Below are 22,516 nucleotides of genomic sequence, written 5' to 3'. Positions count from 1 at the left end.
TCAGTCCGAGGTGAGGTGCATGTCGCGTTATTGTAAATCTCAGCACCACGCATGGCTGTTCTATCAGATCAATGTAACGTTGCTTCTATTGCTTGTAGGCGTTTTGCGCTTGTCAATGAGCCTATTCACAGCGTCCAAATACGCCTTGGCGCTTGCTTCCAAAATGTCCGTGGAAATGCCGCGACCTTGAACGGAAACATCGTTCTGCTTCAGCACAACATGTACTTCGCCCAGCGCGTCTTTTCCGTGAGAAACCGACTTGATGGAGTAATCATCCAGCTCGACTTCTTCTTTCGTAGCTTTATCGATAGCGTTGTAAATCGCATCGACGGAGCCGTTGCCGACTGCGCTTTCTGCAACTTCACTGCCGTCCTGCAGGCGAACGTGTACCGTAGCTGTCGGAGTCATCTGATTGCCATAGGCGACCTGAAGGGCGCCAAGCGCGAACACTTCCGGCGTCTCGATCAGCTTCTCTTCGATCAGAGCACGAATATCCTCGTCTTCGACCTGCTTCTTGCGATCCGCCAAGTCTTTGAACTTGGCAAAAGCGGCATTGACCGCCTCGTCGCCGAGTTCGTAGCCGAGGTCGATCAGCTTCTCCCGGAACGCATGGCGTCCGGAATGTTTACCCATCACGAGCTTGCTCTCCTTGACCCCGATGGTCTCAGGGGAGATGATCTCGTAGGTCGTTTTCTCCTTAAGCATCCCATCCTGATGGATGCCGGACTCATGGGCGAACGCATTCGCGCCGACGATCGCCTTATTGCCTGGCACCACCATGCCTGTCAGCTTGCTGACCAAACGGCTGGTGCGGTAGATCTCGCTCAGCACAAGCGATGTCTTCGCTTGGAAGAACTCTTGGCGCGTTTCCAGCGCCAATGCCACTTCTTCGAGCGCGGTATTGCCCGCCCGCTCGCCAATGCCGTTGATGGTGCCCTCGATTTGATCGGCACCATTCAGCACTGCAGCCAGCGCGTTCGCTGTCGCCATGCCGAGATCGTCATGGCAGTGCGCGCTGAGCTGAATCTTCTCAATGCCGGGGACGGTGTCCTTCAGCATTTTGAAAATGTTGCCGTAGTCGTACGGCGTCATATATCCGACGGTGTCCGGAATGTTGACGACTGTCGCTCCGGCGCGAATGGCCATCGCGGTCACTTCCGCGATGAAATCCAGTTCGGTGCGTCCCGCGTCCTCCAGGGAGAACTCAATTTTGCTGAAATACTTCTTGGCGTATTTGATCGCCGCCTCAGCCGTTTCCAGCACTTGATGCTTCTCCATGCGCAGCTTATGCTGACGATGGATCGGGGACGTCGCCAGGAACAAATGGATGCAAGGATCTTGCGCCCCTTGCAATGCTTCTCTAACCGCTTCAATATCGTTTTCTCTTGAACGGGAAAGGCCGATTACAGACGCATTCTTGACCGCTCTGGCCACTGCGTTAACGCCGGCCAAGTCGCCAGGCGAAGCTGCCGGGAAGCCGGCTTCCATCCGATCGATGCCCAGCTTCTCGAGTTGGAGCGCGATCTCCACCTTCTCCTGGACGTTCAGGTTCACACCCGGCGACTGTTCTCCGTCTCTCAGCGTCGTATCAAAGATGTAAATTTTACGCACCATGTCACCTCCTAAAAGCTTGTTTGATTCCGTTAAATCTCCGAAGAAACCTAATAACCACTGAGCGTTCCGGTCTTCAGCATTCGCCTCCGATCGCTGTTGAAAATGTATCCCTTTATCTAACAAAAAGCCTAATAGGAGAGGATACATTTTCAAAGGCAAACGCTATCGCTTCTCCAGCAAATACTGAGCCCTCCACTGGTATTCCTTCGAAGCTTTAAAAGTCATCGTTAAAGCTTTACTCGTCTTTATAGTATTCACAGGGAGTGATTGGGAAATCCATCCCCAATCACTCCCTGTGTAATTAAAACATATGATTACTGTTATTACTTTTTGATCCAGTGCATCATTTCACGCAGTTGAGCGCCAACCACTTCGATTGGGTGTTCGGCTTCGTTGCGGCGAGTTGCATTCATGAATGCATTGTTGGATTGGTTCTCCAAGATGAAGTCGCGAGCGAATTTACCTTGTTGGATATCGGAAAGAACTTCTTTCATTGCTTTTTTCGTTTCAGCTGTGATGACGCGAGGTCCAGTTACATAATCGCCGTACTCAGCTGTGTTGGAGATGGAGCTGCGCATGGAAGCCATGCCGCCTTCATACATCATGTCAACGATCAGCTTCAGCTCGTGCAAGCACTCGAAGTATGCCATTTCCGGAGCATATCCCGCTTCAACCAATGTTTCGAAACCTGCTTTAACCAGTGCCGTGGCGCCACCGCAAAGGACAGCTTGCTCACCGAACAGGTCCGTCTCTGTTTCTTCGCGGAAGGAAGTTTCGATAACCCCTGCGCGCGTACAGCCGATACCTTTTGCATAAGCAAGTCCGATTGCTTTTGCATTGCCTGTAGCGTCTTTCTCGATTGCGATCAGACCAGGAACGCCAAAGCCTTCTACATACGTACGGCGAACCATGTGACCTGGTGATTTAGGAGCTACCAGGAATACGTCCGTACCTTCCGGAGCAACGATTTGTCCGAAATGAATGTTGAAGCCGTGGGAGAACATCAACGCTGCGCCTTTTTTCATGTTAGGTGCAATGGACTCACGGTATACGCGAGCTTGCGTTTCGTCCGGCATCAGGATTTGAATCACGTCAGCGCGTCTTGCAGCTTCTTCAACAGTTACAACTTCGAAACCATCATTTTTAGCTGTGTTCCAGGAACGGCCTTCACGAAGACCGATAATGACATTTAATCCGCTGTCACGCAAGTTTTGTGCTTGTGCGTGTCCTTGGGAACCATAACCGACAACTGCGATTGTTTTACCTTTCAATACCGCTAAGTCTGCATCTTTTTCATAATAAGTAGTAACTGCCATTTCGAATAAATCCTCCTTTGATATGATAAATCCGTATAATCTACCCCTTGAGTGGGTGTTTCAACGGTTTACCCCTGGATGCATGGGCGAGCTGTTGACGTAAGTCAACGACCAGCCTTTTCAAGCGCTAAAGAGTACACCGCTGAAAGCCCCACTCAAGGAGGCTTGCCTGCTTTTACATTGCCTTCAAAAAAGTTCCCTTATCGTACAGAACCGCGGATCATTGCCGTTGCTCCCGTACGTGAAAGTTCACGGATGCCGTAAGGACGAAGCAATTCGACCATTGCATCTATTTTATCCGAATCTCCTACAACTTGCACGATTATTGAATTAGGCCCGATATCGACAACCGCCGCGCGGAATGTTTCAACGATGCCGAGAATTTCCGGACGCATGATTGGCTCCGCATTTACTTTAATCAGTGCAAGCTCTCTGGCAACCATCGGATTCGAGCTCAAGTCAACAACTTTAATCACGTCGATCAACTTGTACAATTGCTTGGAAATTTGCTCCAAGGTATTGTCGTCACCCGTGGTTACAATAACCATCCGGGAAAGTCCGAGTTCTTCGGACTCTCCGACGGTGATGCTTTCAATATTAAAGCCTCTGCGTCCGAACAAACCGGATACACGCTGCAGGACACCTGGCTGATTGTTTACGAGTACGGATATTGTATGTTTAGTCATCATCATTCCGAATCCCCCATTAACATGTCGCTGATCGTGTCGCCCGCTTTAACCATCGGGAAGACGTTCTCGCCTTTCGGTACGACGAAATCGATCACGACCGGTCCTGGCGTATCAAGCGCTTCCTGCCATACTCTTCTTGCTTCTTCCTTCGTTCTGGCACGCAAACCTTTTACGCCGTACGCTTCTGCCAGCTTCACGAAGTCCGGGCTTCCGGCCAGGTCGATGTGGCTGTAGCGGTTGTCGTAGATGATTTCCTGCCACTGGCGAACCATGCCGAGCACTTGGTTGTTGATAATAACTACCTTTACCGGAATGTTGTGAATCGCACAAATCGCAAGCTCTTGCGCACACATTTGAACGCCGCCGTCTCCGTTGATGGATACAACGAGTTTATCCGGATTCCCCATTTGCGCACCGATCGCGGAAGGGAATCCGAAGCCCATCGTTCCCAGACCGCCGGAAGTTACCATGGAGCGAGGATTTTTGAAACGGTAGAATTGAGCCGCCCACATTTGATGCTGTCCAACGTCTGTCGTTACAATCGCTTCGCCTTTGGTTGTCTCGCTTATCATTTCTACAACGAATTGAGGCTTCAACTCATTGTCCGTATCGTTATATTTCAGCGGGAATTTCACTTTGTTGTCCTGAATCTCCGTAATCCAAGCATCGCTCTTCGCAGGCTTCGCTTTGGTATTCGCGTATTCCAGAACTGCTTTCACATCGCCCACGCAAGGGATATCCGTCTTCACGTTTTTGCCGATTTCGGCAGGATCAACGTCGATGTGCGCGATTTTCTTCACTTTTGGCGCGAATCCGTTCAGATTCATCGTTACGCGGTCATCGAATCGGGAACCGATCGAAATGATCAGATCCGCATTCTGGATCGCCGTGTTCGCCGTATACGTTCCATGCATACCCGGCATCCCCATCCAGAGCTCATGAGCACTTGGGAAGCCGCTTAATCCGAGCAATGTCGTCGTAACCGGAATACGCGTTTTGTTCACGAACTCAACCAATTCCTTGCCGGCATCAGCGTATACGACACCGCCTCCGGCAATAATAACTGGACGCTCTGCCTCTTCGATCGCTTTGATCAGCTTGTCGACTTGCAGCTTGTTCGGTTGAACCGTTGGGTTATAACCGCGGATGCTTACATCCGTAACCGGTTTGAACACAGTCTTTTTAGCGGAGACATCCTTCGGAATGTCAATGAGAACCGGACCTTTACGGCCTGAGTTCGCAATGTGGAACGCCTCATGAATAATGCGCGGCAAATCCTCTACGTCGCGTACCAGGTAGCTGTGCTTCGTGATCGGCATCGTAATTCCTGTGATATCCGCCTCTTGGAATGCGTCTGTTCCGATAAAGGATGTTGCTACGTTTCCTGTAATAACAACCAGTGGAACGGAATCCATATATGCAGTAGCGATTCCTGTGACGAGGTTCGTTGCCCCCGGTCCGGAAGTGGCGATACATACGCCAACTTTGCCTGTGGAACGTGCGTATCCGTCAGCAGCGTGAATGGCTCCTTGCTCATGTCTTGTCAGTAAGTGGTTAAAATCTGAAAACCCGTGCATCGCATCATAGATGTATAAAACGGCTCCGCCCGGATAACCAAAGACGCAGTCCACACCCTCCAGCAGCAAGCTTCTCAACAGGATTTCAGATCCTGTAATCAGATCCGGCTGTCTCAGCTTTTCCATCAACTCTTCTTTTGACCGTTTAGGCTCAGTTTGAACATTCATTTGTGATCCTCCTCTCAAAAAGTCAGTCTCTTGTGAATTAATCTTCTTTAAGCAAAAAATAAAAACCCCTTTCATCCCGAACACGCACGTGACGTGTTATACGGGACGAAAGGGGTTAGAGCTTCCGTGGTACCACCCAGATTTGTTATGTGCCTCACAGCACATAACCTTAGCAGGTATGATCAATGAAGAACAATACCCTCAGCACGGTAACGTGTGCTATTCCGATTTCCCCTACTACATGCTTTCATTCGCATGCTTCAGGAAAACAGCTCCGAGGTGACTTCGTACATAAGGGGTTAAGGCGATGGTTGCAGCAAATCCAACGCTCTCTGAGCATAACTGCCCTTAAAACTTCTTCCTCTTCATAGCCGATTCGATAGTGTTGATCACCATATAGAATATGATTTAGAGATAATTATATGCATCCCCCGAGCAATAGTCAATAGTTCTGTCTGAATAAAACAAAAACGGCCGAGAGAAGATAATACCAATTCAGGAAATGAGGGCTACTGATGAAACAGAGTTAAACCTTTTGCAGGAATACTGCTCATTAGTTCTTATTTCAGGAGTGCCGGCTCACGGGAAACCGTCAGCATTTTGGTCACCAGGGAAAGCGGAAGAAAAGTCCTCGAACAGATAGTGCCATTGGAGAAAATTCCGGGCGAGGTTTTCAGGCTATCTGATAGGTATCCTCCGAATCTGCTTCGGCAATGTTTTCGGCAGCATCCTCGGGGGATGCTTCACCATTTATTTTGCTTATGAATCCATGCGAAATGTCCGTGATTTCGGTGAAATCACAACCATTACTTTGCTATCCAAAACATCAAGTGAATATCATGACCTACAGCAGTATGGCTTTATTTCTCATTGTGATGAACCAACGGCTTTTTAGACAAAAAGAAGCTTGACCCATAACGGGACAAGCTTCTTGGAACGCGAAGCGATTGCTTACGCGTTTACTTTTGATTTTGCAGCTGTTGCCAGGTCGTTGAACGCTTTGGAGTCGTTCACAGCCAGGTCAGCCAAGATTTTGCGGTTGATGTCGATACCAGCCAATTTCAGGCCATGCATCAATTTGCTGTAGCTCAGACCGTTTTGACGAGCGCCGGCGTTGATACGGGTAATCCACAGTCTGCGGAAGTTACGTTTTGTTTGACGGCGGTCACGGTATGCATACACCAAAGATTTCATCACTTGTTCTTTTGCTGTTTTAAATAAGCGGTGCTTGGAACCGAAGTAACCTTTTGCCAGTTTCAAAATTTTCTTACGACGATGAGCGCGAACGAATCCGCCCTTGACTCTTGCCATTGTCAACTACCTCCTGAATGTATGAATAATGTTCGTAAATTGAATTATTTGATGTTAGACAGTTGTTGTTTCAGACGACGTACATCGCCAGGAGCCATAACCGGGTTTGTAGACAGAACGCGCTTCGCACGCGCGGATTTACCGGACAATAAATGGTTTTTGCCTGATTTATATCTTTTCACTTTACCTGTGCCGGTAATTTTGAAACGATCTTTCAAGCTGCTGTGAGTTTTCATTTTTGGCATGTTGGTGTTCCTCCTAATTTAGTAAGCTCGCCTAAGTGGTAGCTTTTGGCGTTAAAATCATGATCATGCTTCTTCCCTCAAGCTTTGGAGCACGCTCCATCGAGGAAATGTCAGCCGTCTCGGTAGCCAGGCGATCCAGCACCTTTTTACCGATTTCGGCATGTGCGATTTCACGGCCGCGGAATCGCACGCTCGCTTTGACTTTATCCCCGTCGCCGAGGAATTTCACTGCGTTGCGAAGCTTCGTTTGGAAGTCGTGCTCATCGATCGTCGCGCTCAGGCGAATCTCTTTGATATCCACGATCTTCTGATTTTTGCGAGCTTCTTTTTCTTTCTTCTGCAGCTCATAACGGTACTTCCCGTAGTCCATGATGCGGCATACAGGCGGTTTTGCCGTCGGAGCCACATTCACCAAATCCAAGTTTGCTTCCACTGCAATTTGAAGAGCTTCACGAGTCGGCTTAATGCCGAGCTGTTCTCCGTCCGCCCCAATCAGGCGTACTTCCTTCACGCGAATCTCATCATTGATCATATGGTCTTTGCTAATAATGTTCCACCTCCAGAAAGTATGTAACTCCCATGTCCCCCTATAAATAAAGGGAGCCCCGTATAAAATTAAAAAGATGCGGGCGCGAGTAGGCCCACATCTTCATCAAAAACAGGTTTAAACCAAACCTATTACATGCATGATGATTCATTTCGAACCAGCCAACCAGTGTCGGGCAGGTGAGAAGCGGGCGCCTCTGCTTTTACTTGAAATACTATATCATCTGGTTTGAGAAAAGTCAATATAAAGATTGTTGTTGACGACTAGCATGCTTCGCACAATGTAATAGTCGCAACTAGCTTGCTTGTTTTTTCATTTCATCCAATCGAATGACGCGCGTATGCTCGGTATGACTCCACTGCTTGTTGTTTTGCGTGAAGAACGCATAGAACGTGATCGGCCACCAGGAAATCATAAATATCGGATACAGAATCAAGTATTTATAGACTTTCCAAGGAGCCTTCTCGATGAACATGGAGATGGGCAGCAATACGTAAATCGCTATGCTGATCGTATTAAAGAAAACCGGATTGATATCCGCAAGCATGGGCGTATCTGCCCAGCCTGGTGTAATAGCCTTGATCCAAAGCAGCACACTAATAATCGCGCCAAAAAAGAAGTTGTATACGTTAGCCGAGTAGATCGCAGCGTCAATCTTCGTCCAGCTTCCTTCTTTAATCCCCTGCCACAATAGCGGGAAAAAGTAGCGTTTAGCCACGTCAAAATGCCCTTGCATCCAGCGCAGGCGCTGTTTGGCAGACGCTTTGAACGTTAGCGGTTTCTCATCGTAAACGATGGCCTCGTAATTGTAAGTAGGACGAATACCCATTTTGATGCATCGCATCGAGAACTCAAGGTCTTCTACCAAGCTCGTTGCTCCCCAACCGATTTGCTTCAGCAGGCTTGCTTCAAAGCACATGCCGGTTCCGCCCAAGTAATTGGCCAGACCCAGGTTTGTGCGGGGCATTTGCCAGAAACGATTGGCAAAATAGTACGAAATCGCGTAAGAGCCGGTGATCCAAGAGTCGTTCGGATTTTTGCTGTCCAGATAGGCTTGGATGACTCTGGAGCCGGAGCACAAATCGTTATTCATGTGAATCAGGTAGTCCGGGCTTGTGAGGTTGTCAGCGTCGAACATAACGACAGCATCGTACTGGCGCTCGCGCTTCCAGAGTTCCTTCAGCATCCATTCGATCGCATACCCTTTCCCTCTCAGGTTCGGGTTGTGACGCTCCATCGCATAAACACCATGGCTGCGGGTAATTTCCGCCGTTCGGTCTGTGCAGTTATCGCAAATCACGAAAATATCATAGAGCTCTTTGGGATAGTCCAAAGATTTCAGGTTTTCGATCAGCGCGCCTACGACCTGCTCTTCATTGTGGGCAGCTACGAGAACCGCGAACGATTTTTGCGGTGCGAATTTTTTCTTGTTTCTTGGGCGATACCATCCAAAAAAAGTCAAAAACAATTGATAAGCTCCAACCAATGCCAATCCGACTTGAAAGGTAAGCATAATGTTGTCCAACATGAAGCAAAAAACCCCCTTTTTGTTTAATGCGCCCGAGCTCTCTATTTGTACGCTTCTGCGCAATATGTACAGGAAGAATAACCGTTCTTGATTTTCCTCTCTTTCCCCGGATTTGTCAAAGTCTACAAAATCCGAAAATAAGCCAGTTATTTCAGGTTTACGGGGAATGTTGAAAGGTCAGGCAGCATGTGCTCGCAATCAGAACGTTACAGTCCTGTTTTCATCGTTTTTCATTTTATTGTGCACCAAAAGTTCATCATTTAGACGAACTAGCGGAGCTCGGGGTTTATTATAATGCAGAACATCCGTGAAAGACAACTTTTGCGTGAAACAGCTATTTTATCGAATCATTCGTGCAGAATCACTGTGTATGCTACTTACTTTTCCTATATCGCATACCTCTTCGTAGCTGGTATACAGCTTATTAAAAATTTGTTCCCACGACTGGCGAAGCGCGTATGCTCTTCCTGACTTCGCTATCGATCGACGGGTTTCGTACGATCCATACAACCTTCTAACCGCGCCGACAAATGCCGACACATCGCCAGGAGGACATAATAATCCGGTAACTTCGTGCTCGATCGTATCATTCACACCACCAGCAGCTGCTCCAATCACCGCTGTACCTGCAGCCATCGATTCCAGAACTACATTCCCGAACGTCTCCGTTGCAGAAGGGAAAATGAATAAATCAGCGGCTGCGTACAACTCAGCTAGTGCTTTTCCCTGCACGAATCCTGGAAAGGTCATATCCGCTTTCTCTCCATACCATTCGCGCAAAGAGGCCGCAGAAGGTCCGTCTCCGGCAATAATCAGGTGAGCGTTGCTGCGAATTTCCTCAGGAAGAGCCTCGAAGGTCTCAATGGCGACCTCGACGCTTTTTTCCGGCGCCAGCCTGCCGACGTAGAGCATGATAAACTTGGATGCGTCAACGCCGTAGGAAGCGAGCACCTGCTGACGATTGACATCGGGGTGAAAGCGCTCCGCATCGACGCCGCGGCTCCAAATCTCTAAATTGCGCAGTCCTTTGGCTTCCAAATGCTGCCGTGTAGACACAGAAGGCACATATACCTTGCGGCAGCTTTGATGAAACCACTGCATGTACTTCCAAAGTGTAGGTTCTACCCAAGGAATTTTATAATGACTTAAGTATTGGTCGAAGTGTGTATGGTATGAAGCAACGAAGGGGGTTCCATGTTTGCGTGCATAATACAGACCAAACAGTCCCAGGTTGAATGGGGTTGCACAATGAATAATGGTGGGCTCAAAAGCATGAAGAGATTTGCGAATATGCAGGGGGTTGGGGATAGCAAGGCGACATTCGGGATACAATAAAAAGGGAATACTGTAAAATCGCTCCACGCGAAACGGATCATGGTCGCTTTCTGTCATACTCGTAGGAGCAAAGACCTTGCATTCTGCACCTTTGGATTCCAAAAATCGCGTCCACCTTCCAAGCGTCTTTGCTACACCGTTTACATCTGGAAGGAACGTATCCGTAAATAAGGCAACTCTCATTCTCATCAGCCCCTTTTTTTTCCTTCAATTCCCTTATTCCACATCATGCTAGCATGGGATTGTTAACGTTATATAAAAGCAAAGTTAAATTGAATTTTCGAAAAATTTGTTACAGCGTTAATGTTCTATTAATAAATGCTCTCTACAATGAATTTATAGAAGCATATAGAACTTAAGCACATGCTTGCGACGCATGTTTTCCTAACGGAAAAAACTCAAAGTCTATGCTTACGACGCTAGTTTTGCTTAAGCAAAACTTTAAGGAGGCCAACTCATGAGCAGAGTCGTCCATTGGCTTCAGCATCATGAAACCCGAATGTTCTGCTTTGTGAATCAACGTATACAGCATTCTTTCCTAGATCATCTCTTTTCGAAAATAACGCATTTAGGCGGAGCAACGGCAACCATCGTCATCTCCTTATGCATGGCTTTGTTCGGCCAAGGTGCCTTACGCATAGCAGGCATTCAAGCGCTAATTGCGCTAACAATCAGTCATATTCCCGTTGCTATCATTAAAAAGAAGTACCCGCGGCTTCGACCTTATCTCGTGCTTCCGCAAACCATTATTTGCAAAAATCCGCTAACCGATCATTCATTTCCATCCGGACATACAACGGCTATCTTTTCCGTCATCATTCCATTTGTTGCAGCAATGCCGATTCTAGGACTCATTCTCGTTCCGATAGCTCTTCTCGTGGGATTATCGCGCATTTACTTAGGTCTGCATTATCCTTCCGACTGCTTGGCTGGATGCCTGATCGGAACGACTGCGGCTTTGGCGACTGTAGCTTTTTGGGGGTAAAAAGAAAATGGACGTCTCGCTCGGCAAAAAACGGATTCTTATTTTATCGGAAGGCTTTGGTGCCGGCCATACGCAGGCCGCCCATGCCTTGTCGGTTACATTAGAGCAGCGCAGCTCAAATATTGAGACACGGGTACTTGAGCTTGGCGCTTTCCTGCATCCGACACTGGCGCCATGGATTTTCCATGCTTATAAGAAAACCGTGACCTCGCAGCCGAAACTATACGGAAAATTATACCGCGCACAATATAAGAAATCGTTTAACCGACTGACGCAATTGGCGCTTCATCGTATTTTTTATGCACAGACGGCCGCGATTATCCAGCAATGGGCTCCGCAGGCCATCGTTTGTACGCATCCTTTTCCCAATGTCGTCGTTTCACGCCTGAAAAGAGCGGGTCTTAGCACTCCCCTCTGCACAGTTATAACCGATTATGATGCCCACGGTACATGGGTAAGTGAGGAAGTCAATAAGTATTTGGTCTCTACGGAAGATGTTAAAAATAAGCTCCTCGGCCGGGGTATTGCAGAGGCTCAAGTCGAAATAACGGGAATTCCGGTACACCCCAGCTTCCGTGAAGCGCATGACAAAACGATGATTCGACAAGAATTTCAGTTGAAGCCAATGCCGACGGTGCTCGTAATGGGCGGTGGCTGGGGGTTAATCGGGGGCGATTCCTTAAGCGCGCATTTGATGGAATGGAGAGACCAGGTTCAGTTCCTGTTCTGCTTGGGCAGCAATGAAAAAGCTTTATCGAAGCTTTCCGGCGATCCTCGTTACCAGCACCCGAATGTGCGGCTGTTCGGATTCACGAAAGAAATCGGCAAATTGATGGAGGTCTCCGATTTGCTGGTCACGAAGCCTGGTGGCATGACCTGCTCTGAGGGGCTGGCTAAATCGATCCCTATGCTGTTTTACGATCCGATTCCGGGGCAAGAGGAAGAAAATCTGCAGTATTTCACGCTGCAGGGGTTTGGAGAGCCGATTCGCTCTGCCGATACGATCAAGAATTGGCTTTCCATGCTGGTTGACAGATATGCGGATGTGGAGGCGAGACGCGCTTCCATCTCGCGCAAGATGCGGAATTTGGCCTCGACGGACTGCTCGAATGTGATCATGCAGCTGTTGGGGTGAAAAACCCCTATTTTGTTGCTTCAAAGCAACGAGATAGGGGCTTTTATTCGTTGTGGTACGAAGAAATTGGAGCAGGCGTGCAACGGAATCCATTTGACTTGAAAAATGGCTTCGTATTAAAAGTAGCGGTTTCGAAAACAGGAATAAAAAATAATATAAATGAAGCCGAGATATACAAAAATTTTAAATCTTCCTTAAAATCGCATCTTGCAAAAGTGATTGATCATGGTCATGGGTGATCATCATCCGTTACTGTGCGAATGACAATAAAATCATCGTCATCGATTATGGCCTTTTTCGATATGACGGATAATATAAATACCCCTAAACGACTGCTGAAGCAATCATACAGGGGCAATTATATTTTCTATTTAGGAATCCGCTTTGCGCAGGTTGTCGAGATGGGCGGCAAGCGCTTGTTCGCCTACAACGACTTCACAGCGGTGGATATTCATGCCTTGACCTGCGAATTTGGTTTCGTATTCGGTCATTACATGATCAGGGTTGAGGCCGTCTGCATGTAAGTTTAATGAAATATTGCGCATTCTTAACCCCATATCAGCAAATGAATTCAACGAGAATTCGAACAACGATTGAGAATCGGTTTTCAGATGAATCTCACCGCTGCTATTAAGAATTTGTTGATACTTCTCCACAAAACCCGGATGCGTTAATCTTCTGCGAGCATGCTTCTTTTTCGGCCATGGATCGCTGAAATTCAAGTAAATGCGCTCTAGCTCGTCTTCGGCGAAAGCTTCTTCTATTTGTTCAATATTGAAGAGCATGAGCCTCAAATTCGGAATGCTAATAACTTCATTGCTTTCCTTTTCGGTATCTTCGCTATCGATTCCATGAGCCATTTTGGCCTTTTCGCTGGCTTTGCGAATCAACTCATCGTACATATCAACGCCGATGAAATTGATATCGGGATATTTGCGGCTCATCTCGCTGATGAAGCGCCCTTTTCCCATGCCGAGTTCGGCGTGTATCGGCTTGTCATTACCAAATAATTCAGACCATTTTCCTTTGTGATCCCGGGCATTTAAGACGACAAGCTCCTTCTGACGCTCGATATCTTCCCGAATCCCTTTTCTTCCCCGTAAACGCATCTATATTTGCCTCCCTAGAGTTTTCTGTAAGAAAACTGGCATCGTAAGCTTACGCTTAGTTTTCCGTAGGAAAACTGACTTCGTAAGGATATGCTTTTCAAAGCTATCGAATACAAATCATAGACGATTCCAGGGAAAAAATCAAAAGGAAATTACACTTCCAATGTATGATATTCGATCGTTTTGGACGTGGCAGGCAGCAATTTGCGTTCTAACGATTGAAGGACTTTACGCTTTGCTTTTGCGGAGATCATGCGATCCTCGGTAAATTTCACACCGCTTCCAAGCGCCAAAGCTTCTTTCACTGTCAGTTCGATGGATATCATATCGTCTGTACGTAATGCGGTCTTCATCAATTTCACCTCTCATCTTGAATTTGATGTTAGTGTGACTCTTCCGAAATAGCTTTATGAGTGGAAGTTTAAGTAGAAACGAACAAAGCACCCTCCATATTGGAAGGCGCCCATTGTTTCCTGCTTATTTAAAATTTTCTTTTGTGCGGTTATTTCCCCGCAATCCGACCAGACCCAGCAGACCGACCAGACCCAGCCAACCCCAATCCATATCGTTGTCACCTGCTGTCGTCGCAGTGGCCCGGTAAGCATTCGTATCATAATTGCCACCATTTCTGCCTATTGTATTCATTCGATCCAGCATATTGTTGTTGTTGTTGCCAAAACCCGTAATCTGATCTCTTACGCCTGCAGCGGGCGTAGGTGTAGCACCTGTAGGAGGAGTAGCAGTAGTCCCTACCGTGGCATCATAATTGCTCCCCGTATAAGCCGAAGGTGTCGTAGCTCCCGCTCCCCAAGCTCCGGTCGTTCCCGTCGTCGTTCCTGTAGCAGCGTTCATTCCCGTGGTTCCGGTCGCCGTAGTAGCCGTTTCTGCATGTGCGCTAACCGCGCCAATGCTCAACGCTGTAGTTAAAGCAACTGCTAACGTTACAGTACGAAGCTTTTTCATTGAATGAAATCCCCTCTCACTCTTGTAGTGGTGATGCAATGTTATGATGCTCCTTAAATTCGTCTTTTATCGGGGTACTTGTTGGAAAGGCAGGGGTCGCTTTCATGAATGAATTTCGCTACAATAGTCTAGAAAGGAGCACGACCCTATATGAACACTTTGACTCAGGATTCTCCTTTGTTATGGGGAGATAAACGTTTCCATACATGGAATTATGAAATGCGCGAGATGTTCGGCGAAAAGGTATTTAAAGTTATGCTGGACGCCGGCTTTACCTGTCCGAACCGGGACGGCAAGATCGCAACGGGCGGCTGTACCTTCTGCAGCGCGCGGGGTTCCGGGGACTTTGCCGGAAGCCGCCGCGACGATCTCGTGACGCAGTTTAATAAGATCCGCGACCTGCAGCATCAGAAATGGCCTGAAGCGAAATATATCGGTTATTTTCAGGCTTACACGAATACTTACGCGCCAGTTGAAGAATTGCGAGAGTATTATGAAGTTATTTTGCAGCAGCCGGGCGTTGTCGGTTTATCCATTGCAACTAGACCGGATTGCTTGCCGGACGATGTCATTGAATATTTGGCGGAATTAAATGAGCGTACCTATCTATGGGTCGAAATGGGACTGCAAACCGTACATGAATCTACTTCAGAGCTGATTAATCGCGCTCATGATACGCAGTGCTATTTGGATGCCGTCGCCAAGCTCAGAAAACATAATATCCGTACTTGTGCGCATATTATTTACGGCTTGCCCGGAGAGTCACATGAAATGATGCTGGATACCGGTCGCGCTGTCGCCCAAATGGACGTGCAGGGCATCAAAATTCATTTGCTACATTTAATGCGCAAAACGCCTATGGTCAAGCAATATGAGGCTGGTCTCCTGCGTTTCCTGGAAAAGGATGAATACGTGAACCTCGTCGTCGATACGCTTGAGATCTTACCTCCCGAGATGATCGTACACCGGCTCACAGGCGATGCGCCTCGCGACCTGCTTATCGGACCGATGTGGAGTCTCAAAAAGTGGGAAGTATTGAACGCATTCGATGCGGAACTCAAACGTAGAAATTCATGGCAAGGCAAACATTGGAACGCATAGAAAACCAAAACGGAAAAAGTTTCGTTTCCTTTAAGTAGAACTTAAAATACGGGTTTAAAAAGTTCGCTTTCAAAACCGAGAAGGTTGGACGAATTCCGGAGAAGAAGGAACGGAGCTACAAGTTTTCCGTAAAACTACTTCGGAAGCATTCACTACGTGAGTACCGGCTTCCCGGATTCGTTCAAGATTCGATGCCGATATACTTCTTGAATTACTTCGTTTTGAGATAAACCTTTATCGAGGTAATTCGAGGATGAGCGACCGCATTTTGAGGTAGGTTTATTCGCCAATCAGACTATCGTCTGATGTGGACAAAGTGGACTTTTTAAACTACTGCTTAAAGGAGATGGACGAAAATGAACAAATGGATGCTAATCAATTTATTGGGGATAACGGTGCTTGCCGCGACGGGATGCGGCAGCGGAAGCGTAGCGCCGTCAGCTACGCCGACGGCGGTTGCGGTTGAGACGCCGTCACCTGCAGCGACGGCGGTTGTAATGGCGACGCCTACGGTAACGGCGTCGGCAGTGCCGGTGGCGACGGTAACCCCGTCGCCTCAAGCAACACCGGCAGCGGCCGCGGAGAAGCCTTCGGCGACTCCGCAGCCGAAGGCTGCCGCGACCGCTGCTGCGACAAGCGCAGCGCCGCAACAGCGGCCGACGACGGAGGCGAAGCCGTCGTCACAGGCACCGACGCCGGCGCCGGCAAGCGCGGCGCCGTCACCCACGCCTGCAGCTACGCAGCAGGCGACTGCAACCGCTACCTCTGCGAAGGCAGAGGTGCTGTACAAGGATAACTGCATGGCATGCCACGGGGCTGGCTTGCAGGGGGACTTTGGCCCGAGCCTGACGAAGGTCGGCTCGCACAAAACCAAAGATGAAATCGTCACGCAAATCATGAAAGGCAAAGGCGATATGCCGGGCTTTGGCGACTCGCTGAAACCCGCTGAGGTAGAAGCGTTAGCCGCCTGGCTTGCAGGCAAGAAATGAAATAAACATTTGGAGACTGGATTCGCATGGGATTTGTATCGGTATTGAGCTTTGCTCATCAATTAATTAGCGTGCGTACACAGCCTGGAGATACGGTTGTCGACGCGACGCTCGGCAATGGCGTCGACGCCTTGTTTCTGGCCAAGTTAGTCGGCAGCCGCGGCCATGTATATGGCTTCGACATCCAGCAGCATGCGCTGGATCAAACAGAGATGCGTCTAAGGAAGGAGCTTCCGGACGCATCTTCTTTTGTACGCATGAGCTTATGCAGCCATGAGCACATGGAAACGGTAGTGCCGGCTGAGCGGCACGGCCGGGTTGCCGCAGTCACATTCAACCTCGGCTATTTGCCCGGCGCCGATCAGCAAACGATCACCAAGCAGGAATCGACCCTTCCTGCTTTGGAAGCCGCCCTCCGCCTGCTGCGCAAGGGCGGCATCGTGACCATCGTGCTGTACAGCGGGCACGATGGCGGATCACAGGAAGCCGCCGCCGTTGAAGATTGGGCGCGCGACTTGCCGCTCGCAGCCTTCCAGGTGCTACGCTACCAGATTGCTAATGCTAGTCGGCAAGCCCCATATCTCCTAGCTGTAGAAAAAAGGTAGACCCATGATATAATGCTAGAGAGACATTCCAGAGAGAAATTGCATAACCAGTTATCTGTAGGAGAACTTAAAGAAAGTAGGGAGAGCTTTGAAATCGTACCCGCTTCAATTTCAACCTGAAATGAAAGAACGCGTTTGGGGAGGCAGAGCATTAGAGAAGTTCGGCTTCCAGCTTCCGGAAGGCGCCATCGGCGAAGGCTGGATGATCGGTGACCACCCTAACGGAACAACGAAGATCATCAATGGCGAATTAGCAGGTCTAGGCCTTGATGAAATCCGTGAAAAGTATGGCAGCGCACTGTTCGGCACTAAAGGCTTTTCCGAAAAGAACGGCCGCTTCCCGTTGCTTATCAAGCTGCTTGATTGCGAAGACGACCTCTCGGTGCAAGTGCATCCGAACGATCACTACGAGAACCTATCTCCCGGTGAGCTTGGTAAAACAGAGATGTGGTACATCCTGGATGCCAAGCCAGGCGCAAAAATCATCTACGGCATGAAGGACGGCGTGACTCGTGAAAGTTTGGCGCAAGCCATAGCTGAGAACCGCATTTTGGATTGCTTGCAAGAAGTGCCTGTTGAAGCTGGGGATTCTTTCTACATACCGGCAGGAACCGTACACGCCTTAGGTGCAGGCGTTCTTGTTGCTGAAATTCAACAAAACTCGGATACGACTTACCGTTTGTACGATTATAACCGCCCGGGACTGGACGGCAAGCCCCGCGAGCTCCATATCGAAGATTCATTGAATGTTATCGCTTATGAGGGATCCGGCTCAACACGTATGAAAACGGACATGAACGAAACAGGCAAATGGCTCACATTGGCTCAATCTCCATTCTTTACAGTGGAAAAAGGGCTTGTAGGCCCAAAATGGGAGCTGAGCACATCTCAAGAAAGTTTTGTTATCCTGGTCATCGCAGACGGAACAGGAACGCTGGAATGGGCAGATGGCAGCATCTCCACCAAACCGGGCGATTGCTTCCTGCTGCCGGCTGATCTCGGCAAGTATGCACTGGAAGGCAGCATGACCGTGATCCGCAGCTATTTGCCTTAATCCCACAATCCCGCCTTCATGCCATGCCCAGCTAATCGCGGCGTCACAAACAGTCACAGAACAACAGTCGCTATTAGTGCAGATAAAGTTCGCTAATGCTGAGAAAAAGGCGCCAATCAGGCTCCGAGCGAACATATGACTCTATATTAAGACTATTCGCTACTTATAGCACTTTTGTCTTTATACTACACTTTCACACGAACACTCTAGCTTTAGCGCCACAAAGTTCCTTACCAGCGAACACCGGGCGCTAATGGGGTTTAAGGGTGACGCAAAGCATACATAACGAAGAGCGCTAAAGTGGTTTTAGGGCGACGGCGACATATAACTGACAACGTAAAAGAGGCACTCCATGCAATCATCATTCAGATGACGGTGGAGTGCCTCTTTCTTATTTGCCCGGCCTATTCCTCTGACAAGCTGCTTTCCTTCAAAATCACATCATGCGCTCCGCCCTCTACAAGGCTGGTTGCGGAAACCAGTGTAATTCTCGCCTTGTGTTTCAGCTCATCTATGCTTAGGGAACCGCAATTGCACATTGTGGATTTTATTTTGCCGATCGTCTTATCCAGATTCTCCTGCAAACTGCCTGCGTATGGTACGTAGGAATCCACACCTTCCTCGAACAGGAGCTTACTCTTGCCTCCTGTATCGTAACGCTGCCAGTTGCGCGCCCGATTCGAACCTTCGCCCCAGTACTCTTTCACGAAGTTGTTGCCTACTTTCAGTTTCCGGGTCGGGCTTTCGTCAAAACGCGCGAAATATCTGCCTAACATCACAAAATCAGCGCCCATTGCCAATGCCAGCGTTATATGGTAGTCATGTACGATACCACCATCGGAACAGATCGGGATATAAGTTCCTGTTTCTTTGAAATATTGGTCCCTCGCTTCAACAACTTCCATAAGAGCCGATGCTTGTCCGCGGCCAATCCCTTTTTGTTCCCGCGTGATACAGATGGAGCCGCCGCCGATGCCAACTTTTACGAAGTCGGCGCCCGATTCCACCAGGTAGCGGAAGCCCTCGCGGTCGACAACGTTACCAGCGCCGATTTTCACATCGAAATTCGCTTTTACGTACTCGACCGTTTCACGCTGCCACTCGCTGTATCCATCCGAAGAATCGATGACCAGAACATCTACGCCGGCCTCAACCAATGCGGGTACGCGTTCTTTATAATCTTTGGTATTAATTCCCGCGCCGACGATATAGCTTTTATTCTCGTCCAAAAGCTCCAGCGGATTCTCTTTATGCTCATCGTAATCTTTGCGGAAAACGAGATATTCCAGACGCTGCTCGTCATCAGTAATCGGCAAGCAATTAAGCTTATGATCCCAAATTAAATTGTTCGCTTCGGATAACGTGATCCCCGATTTCCCGTAGATCAGCTTCTCAAACGGCGTCATAAATTGATGAATGGGGCGATTGAGCGGATCCCGGCTTTTCCGGTAATCCCGGCCTGTAACAATGCCTAGCAATTTACCGTTTGCTGTTCCATCCTCTGTAATCGCTACTGTGGAGTGTCCGGTCTGTTCCTTCAAATCAAGAACATCGCTTAGTGTATGTTCCGGGGTCAAATTCGAACGGCTGATGACGAACCCTGCCTTGTAGCTTTTGACCTTACGCACCATGAGCGCTTCCTCTTCAATCGATTGCGAGCCGTAAATAAAAGAAATACCCCCGCAACGTGCTAAAGCAATCGCCATCCCATGGTCGGATACAGCTTGCATCACAGCGGAGGAAAAAGGAATGTTCAAAGAAATAGGCGGTTCCTCGCCCTTGTTAAACTTTACTAGCGGTGTTTTCAAATTCACGTTCGCCGGTGTGCAATCTTTCGTCGTCAGATTGGGAATCAACAGAAACTCGCTAAAAGTCCGGGACGGTTCCAAATAATACGTGGCCACTTTAAGAATTCCTCCTAAGTCTCTCATTTTTTATCGATCTTAAGTTCGATCTGTAGGTAAATTTTTTCAATCTTATCACTGAACCTCGGGAGCGGTCAATGGATTTTTTTAGCAAGCACCAAAAAGCTGCCATCTCTGGCAGCTAGGCGTATACATGTATTAAACTACTAGTTATCTGATACACGTGTTCCATGTTCGAACATGCCATCATATACCAGGCGGCCCTCTTCATCGTAAAGCTTTCCGCGACCATGGTATTGTCCGGCTTCGAATTGGCCTTCATACAGCAGCTGGCCTTTTGCGTTGAAAAGCATGCCGAAACCGGATGGTATCGCTTGTTTCAAGTCGCCTTCATATCTCTGCCCTTTACCATTCGTTATACCGCCTTTTGATGGGATCGATTGTAAAAACAGTACATATTTCGAATCGTCCCAATCAAGTCTAAAACCTAGCATTCGCAGTGCTCCTGCCGGCAAATAAGTGGTACCGTCCACTAGAATCGGCGGAGAAGGCAGGTTAGCGACAGAAGAATTGAAAACCGCATTAGCATCATTCAAGACCAGTTCCGCTGTTTGACCATCCGTCGACCTAACCACGATCTTCTGCCGCCCCGCATCCCAAGCAATAGTCCAGCCCACTGCCTCCAACACCTCACGAAGTGGGACGTACAGCGTCTGATCTATGTGGATAAGATGCTCAAGCATCCTCTTCCGATTATCGATATATATAGCAATCGAAGAAGAATCAAGCGGGATCTTTCCGTTCAGCTTACCTTCCCCTTGACCAAAACGGCTTTCTGCCAACGGGGCGCCTGGAAGAGGGGCGCGTGCATTGACATAAAGCCACTTCCCGTCCCTGCTGCTGCCCATTAATTGACTGTCGGCATAAAGACCTTGGTGAATCGTAGTCTGCTTGAGCGTATCCGCATCGACTAGATTGATTGTATTCGTATACTGCCGGTTATCCATGTTCGAATAATCGTACTCGATATAGGCCATTTGATGCGTGCCGCTTAACCAAGCGCCCGCAGAAGAAATGACGTCCACGCCAGCGGACGGTTTATCCCCTTGATATAAGCCTGCGTTATAATAATAACGAAAAGCATTATCATCGGTTGCCAGAAATCCTGACCAACTGGTCTCATCGACAGGCGGTCTCCAGGCTTCTATCCGATTCTCTTCCCATGAGTAAGCATATCGAAGCTCCCGGTAAGGATCTTTGTCGTTCAAGACAAAATAAACGAATTCACCGTCATCCACGAATTGAACGGGCATCCGGCTGCCAAATCCTTGATCGACCGGAGGCGAGCCGTACTGTTTCTCAGCCAGCACTTTCGATGTATTTCGGTCAAGGTTATAGATCATGATGGAAATATTGTCTTCTTGATCCTCTTCACCGATAGCCATGAATATCTGTTTGCGATCTTTCGACAAGCTCGCTCCGTGAACATAGCCGTCCACATGAACTGCTTGAGCGGTATCACTATGCGGAATTTCCAAGCCAGAGGAAGGCTTTGAATAAAAGAAGCCCCGACGATCCACGACAAAATCTCCTATCCCCCGATACGTCGTTTGCAAATCAACCGGGTAACGCAACAGCTTTTTTTCTTCCGCATCCAATATTGCGTATAACTTTCCGAGCTCAGCGTCGCATTCGCAATACTCGACAGGCCTTATTCCAAGGAAGTAACGATCCTCCTTATCCAGCTTACTAAACGAATAAAGCTCATCGGCTGCTGCCAACAATTCTCTATTCTTCCCGTCTGCGGAATAACGCCAAAGCTGATAAGGACTTTGAATGATCGCGTGAAAAACCGGTTGTTGATTAAGCTCCCTGCCGCTAAGCGTCCTGGCATTATTGACATCCAGTTGGTATTCCCCGATCCGATACGGAGCTTCGTTTTTGGTAATTGCAGTCACTTCAACCGTTAGTTCCTTATCGTTAGTCCAATTGAATTGCATTGAAAGCTCTGGCGCATTCTCTTGTTGGAGTGTGCTTTGTCCTATCAAGGTTTTCGTTACGGAATCATGCTCCATTGCTTCGGGAAAAGTAATCCGGTACGTCTGCGGCGATGTCGATACGACCGTACGGATCGGCGCTTGCAAGCGCTGTTCATTTTCCAGCTGAATCAAAACGGTCGGCTTGCTTTTTTCCGGCTCTGTTTGAGCTTGGGCAGAAGTACCCGTTCCTAACGACATGCTTCCATACGCTACGGCCAGCAAACTCATCAACAATATTCTTCGGATTCCATTAACGCTTCTCATAATCCACCCCTTTTCAGATCAAATGTGCTGCATATCTTCTAATTGTTTAGACGCAGCACACTTCCAAAAAGTTACAG

General features: G+C 48.3%; 22 protein-coding genes. 8 read left to right on the top strand and 14 right to left on the bottom strand.

The window, feature by feature from the left end; all coding sequences use genetic code 11:
* Positions 1–63: 63 nt before the first annotated feature.
* The 4 genes from ICC18_RS06970 to ilvB form a co-directional block, all read right to left on the bottom strand.
* A complete protein-coding gene (locus ICC18_RS06970) occupies positions 64–1,611 on the bottom strand; it encodes a 2-isopropylmalate synthase (RefSeq protein ID WP_188173979.1) in 1,548 nt (515 codons plus the stop codon).
* 326 nt (positions 1,612–1,937) lie between these two features.
* Positions 1,938–2,930 carry a ketol-acid reductoisomerase gene (gene ilvC / locus ICC18_RS06965; RefSeq protein ID WP_188173637.1) on the bottom strand — a complete coding sequence of 331 codons (993 nt, stop codon included), beginning with the start codon at positions 2,928–2,930 and terminating at the stop codon, positions 1,938–1,940.
* A 200-nt stretch (positions 2,931–3,130) separates the two neighbouring features.
* Positions 3,131–3,619: an acetolactate synthase small subunit gene (gene ilvN / locus ICC18_RS06960; protein WP_188173978.1), complete on the bottom strand. Its 489-nt coding sequence runs from the start codon at positions 3,617–3,619 to the stop codon at positions 3,131–3,133.
* Positions 3,619–5,364: a biosynthetic-type acetolactate synthase large subunit gene (gene ilvB, locus ICC18_RS06955; protein WP_188173636.1), complete on the bottom strand. Its 1,746-nt coding sequence runs from the start codon at positions 5,362–5,364 to the stop codon at positions 3,619–3,621. The genes ilvN and ilvB overlap by 1 nt, the downstream gene beginning before the upstream one ends.
* Positions 5,365–6,046: 682 nt before the next feature.
* On the opposite strand from ilvB, the gene ICC18_RS34730 reads away from it, so the two are divergent.
* On the top strand, positions 6,047–6,259 hold the full coding sequence (locus tag ICC18_RS34730) for a GerAB/ArcD/ProY family transporter (protein ID WP_188173977.1): 213 nt from the start codon (positions 6,047–6,049) through the stop codon (positions 6,257–6,259).
* Between the two features lie 56 nt (positions 6,260–6,315).
* Here the strand turns inward: ICC18_RS34730 and rplT are convergent, their stop codons facing one another.
* The 5 genes from rplT to ICC18_RS06925 all read right to left on the bottom strand — a co-directional run bounded on the left by rplT (position 6,316) and on the right by ICC18_RS06925 (position 10,513).
* Positions 6,316–6,675, bottom strand: a complete 360-nt coding sequence (rplT, locus tag ICC18_RS06945) for a 50S ribosomal protein L20 (protein ID WP_188173635.1) — start codon at positions 6,673–6,675, stop codon at positions 6,316–6,318.
* Between the two features lie 44 nt (positions 6,676–6,719).
* Complete coding sequence (gene rpmI / locus ICC18_RS06940; protein WP_188173634.1) at positions 6,720–6,920, bottom strand: 50S ribosomal protein L35; 201 nt, start codon at positions 6,918–6,920, stop codon at positions 6,720–6,722.
* A 31-nt stretch (positions 6,921–6,951) separates the two neighbouring features.
* Positions 6,952–7,452 carry a translation initiation factor IF-3 gene (infC, locus tag ICC18_RS06935; protein WP_223192374.1) on the bottom strand — a complete coding sequence of 167 codons (501 nt, stop codon included), beginning with the start codon at positions 7,450–7,452 and terminating at the stop codon, positions 6,952–6,954.
* 310 nt (positions 7,453–7,762) lie between these two features.
* On the bottom strand, positions 7,763–8,995 hold the full coding sequence (locus tag ICC18_RS06930) for a glycosyltransferase family 2 protein (protein ID WP_188173633.1): 1,233 nt from the start codon (positions 8,993–8,995) through the stop codon (positions 7,763–7,765).
* A 339-nt stretch (positions 8,996–9,334) separates the two neighbouring features.
* The gene (locus ICC18_RS06925; protein ID WP_188173632.1) at positions 9,335–10,513 is read right to left on the bottom strand and encodes a glycosyltransferase family 4 protein; all 1,179 of its coding nucleotides are present in this window, start codon (positions 10,511–10,513) and stop codon (positions 9,335–9,337) included.
* Between the two features lie 274 nt (positions 10,514–10,787).
* Between ICC18_RS06925 and ICC18_RS06920 the strand changes: the two genes are divergently transcribed.
* From ICC18_RS06920 to ICC18_RS06910, 3 genes are read left to right on the top strand one after another with little or no spacing between them, the layout of a single operon-like run.
* Positions 10,788–11,315, top strand: coding sequence for a phosphatase PAP2 family protein (locus tag ICC18_RS06920; protein WP_188173631.1), 528 nt, complete (start codon positions 10,788–10,790; stop codon positions 11,313–11,315).
* A gap of 7 nt (positions 11,316–11,322) precedes the next feature.
* Positions 11,323–12,450, top strand: a complete 1,128-nt coding sequence (locus ICC18_RS06915) for an MGDG synthase family glycosyltransferase (protein WP_188173630.1) — start codon at positions 11,323–11,325, stop codon at positions 12,448–12,450.
* Between the two features lie 50 nt (positions 12,451–12,500).
* Positions 12,501–12,689, top strand: a complete 189-nt coding sequence (locus ICC18_RS06910) for a hypothetical protein (protein ID WP_188173629.1) — start codon at positions 12,501–12,503, stop codon at positions 12,687–12,689.
* Between the two features lie 132 nt (positions 12,690–12,821).
* On the opposite strand, the gene trmB is transcribed toward ICC18_RS06910, so the two are convergent.
* The 3 genes from trmB to ICC18_RS06895 form a co-directional block, all read right to left on the bottom strand.
* Entirely contained in the window at positions 12,822–13,559 is a 738-nt protein-coding gene (gene trmB, locus ICC18_RS06905) for a tRNA (guanosine(46)-N7)-methyltransferase TrmB (protein WP_188173628.1), read from the bottom strand.
* A gap of 152 nt (positions 13,560–13,711) precedes the next feature.
* On the bottom strand, positions 13,712–13,912 hold the full coding sequence (locus tag ICC18_RS06900) for a hypothetical protein (protein ID WP_188173627.1): 201 nt from the start codon (positions 13,910–13,912) through the stop codon (positions 13,712–13,714).
* Positions 13,913–14,036: 124 nt separating this feature from the next.
* Complete coding sequence (locus ICC18_RS06895) at positions 14,037–14,522, bottom strand: WGxxGxxG family protein (RefSeq protein ID WP_188173626.1); 486 nt, start codon at positions 14,520–14,522, stop codon at positions 14,037–14,039.
* A gap of 150 nt (positions 14,523–14,672) precedes the next feature.
* Here ICC18_RS06895 and mnmL point away from each other — a divergent pair, with 150 nt between their 5' ends.
* From mnmL to ICC18_RS06875, 4 genes are all read left to right on the top strand, one after another.
* Positions 14,673–15,623 (top strand): tRNA modification radical SAM protein MnmL/YtqA, encoded by a 951-nt coding sequence (gene mnmL / locus ICC18_RS06890; RefSeq protein ID WP_188173625.1) that lies wholly within the window; start codon positions 14,673–14,675, stop codon positions 15,621–15,623.
* 356 nt (positions 15,624–15,979) lie between these two features.
* Complete coding sequence (locus ICC18_RS06885; protein ID WP_188173624.1) at positions 15,980–16,612, top strand: c-type cytochrome; 633 nt, start codon at positions 15,980–15,982, stop codon at positions 16,610–16,612.
* Between the two features lie 26 nt (positions 16,613–16,638).
* Positions 16,639–17,217, top strand: coding sequence for a tRNA 5-(aminomethyl)-2-thiouridylate-methyltransferase MnmM (mnmM, locus tag ICC18_RS06880; RefSeq protein ID WP_188173623.1), 579 nt, complete (start codon positions 16,639–16,641; stop codon positions 17,215–17,217).
* Positions 17,218–17,305: 88 nt separating this feature from the next.
* Entirely contained in the window at positions 17,306–18,271 is a 966-nt protein-coding gene (locus ICC18_RS06875) for a type I phosphomannose isomerase catalytic subunit (protein WP_223192373.1), read from the top strand.
* Between the two features lie 404 nt (positions 18,272–18,675).
* Here the strand turns inward: ICC18_RS06875 and ICC18_RS06870 are convergent, their stop codons facing one another.
* Both ICC18_RS06870 and ICC18_RS06865 read right to left on the bottom strand, forming a co-directional pair.
* A complete protein-coding gene (locus tag ICC18_RS06870) occupies positions 18,676–20,175 on the bottom strand; it encodes an IMP dehydrogenase (RefSeq protein WP_188173622.1) in 1,500 nt (499 codons plus the stop codon).
* 167 nt (positions 20,176–20,342) lie between these two features.
* Complete coding sequence (locus tag ICC18_RS06865; RefSeq protein ID WP_188173621.1) at positions 20,343–22,439, bottom strand: stalk domain-containing protein; 2,097 nt, start codon at positions 22,437–22,439, stop codon at positions 20,343–20,345.
* Positions 22,440–22,516 lie beyond the last annotated feature (77 nt).

Origin of the sequence: Paenibacillus sedimenti, assembly GCF_014534655.1 — a bacterium.
Taxonomy (GTDB): Bacteria; Bacillota; Bacilli; order Paenibacillales; family NBRC-103111; genus Paenibacillus_E; species Paenibacillus_E sedimenti.
Note: the sequence above shows the minus strand (reverse complement) of the source record. Positions and strands in the feature narration are given on the sequence as shown.

Coding starts and splice junctions, on each gene's coding strand:
- ilvC (WP_188173637.1), bottom strand. CDS start 2,930: ATGGCAGTTACTACTTATTATGAAAAAGATGCAGACTTAGCGGTATTG.
- ilvN (WP_188173978.1), bottom strand. CDS start 3,619: ATGATGACTAAACATACAATATCCGTACTCGTAAACAATCAGCCAGGT.
- ilvB (WP_188173636.1), bottom strand. CDS start 5,364: ATGAATGTTCAAACTGAGCCTAAACGGTCAAAAGAAGAGTTGATGGAA.
- rplT (WP_188173635.1), bottom strand. CDS start 6,675: ATGGCAAGAGTCAAGGGCGGATTCGTTCGCGCTCATCGTCGTAAGAAA.
- rpmI (WP_188173634.1), bottom strand. CDS start 6,920: ATGCCAAAAATGAAAACTCACAGCAGCTTGAAAGATCGTTTCAAAATT.
- infC (WP_223192374.1), bottom strand. CDS start 7,452: ATGATCAATGATGAGATTCGCGTGAAGGAAGTACGCCTGATTGGGGCG.
- ICC18_RS06930 (WP_188173633.1), bottom strand. CDS start 8,995: ATGTTGGACAACATTATGCTTACCTTTCAAGTCGGATTGGCATTGGTT.
- ICC18_RS06925 (WP_188173632.1), bottom strand. CDS start 10,513: ATGAGAGTTGCCTTATTTACGGATACGTTCCTTCCAGATGTAAACGGT.
- ICC18_RS06920 (WP_188173631.1), top strand. CDS start 10,788: ATGAGCAGAGTCGTCCATTGGCTTCAGCATCATGAAACCCGAATGTTC.
- ICC18_RS06915 (WP_188173630.1), top strand. CDS start 11,323: ATGGACGTCTCGCTCGGCAAAAAACGGATTCTTATTTTATCGGAAGGC.
- trmB (WP_188173628.1), bottom strand. CDS start 13,559: ATGCGTTTACGGGGAAGAAAAGGGATTCGGGAAGATATCGAGCGTCAG.
- ICC18_RS06900 (WP_188173627.1), bottom strand. CDS start 13,912: ATGAAGACCGCATTACGTACAGACGATATGATATCCATCGAACTGACA.
- ICC18_RS06895 (WP_188173626.1), bottom strand. CDS start 14,522: ATGAAAAAGCTTCGTACTGTAACGTTAGCAGTTGCTTTAACTACAGCG.
- mnmL (WP_188173625.1), top strand. CDS start 14,673: ATGAACACTTTGACTCAGGATTCTCCTTTGTTATGGGGAGATAAACGT.
- ICC18_RS06885 (WP_188173624.1), top strand. CDS start 15,980: ATGAACAAATGGATGCTAATCAATTTATTGGGGATAACGGTGCTTGCC.
- mnmM (WP_188173623.1), top strand. CDS start 16,639: ATGGGATTTGTATCGGTATTGAGCTTTGCTCATCAATTAATTAGCGTG.
- ICC18_RS06865 (WP_188173621.1), bottom strand. CDS start 22,439: ATGAGAAGCGTTAATGGAATCCGAAGAATATTGTTGATGAGTTTGCTG.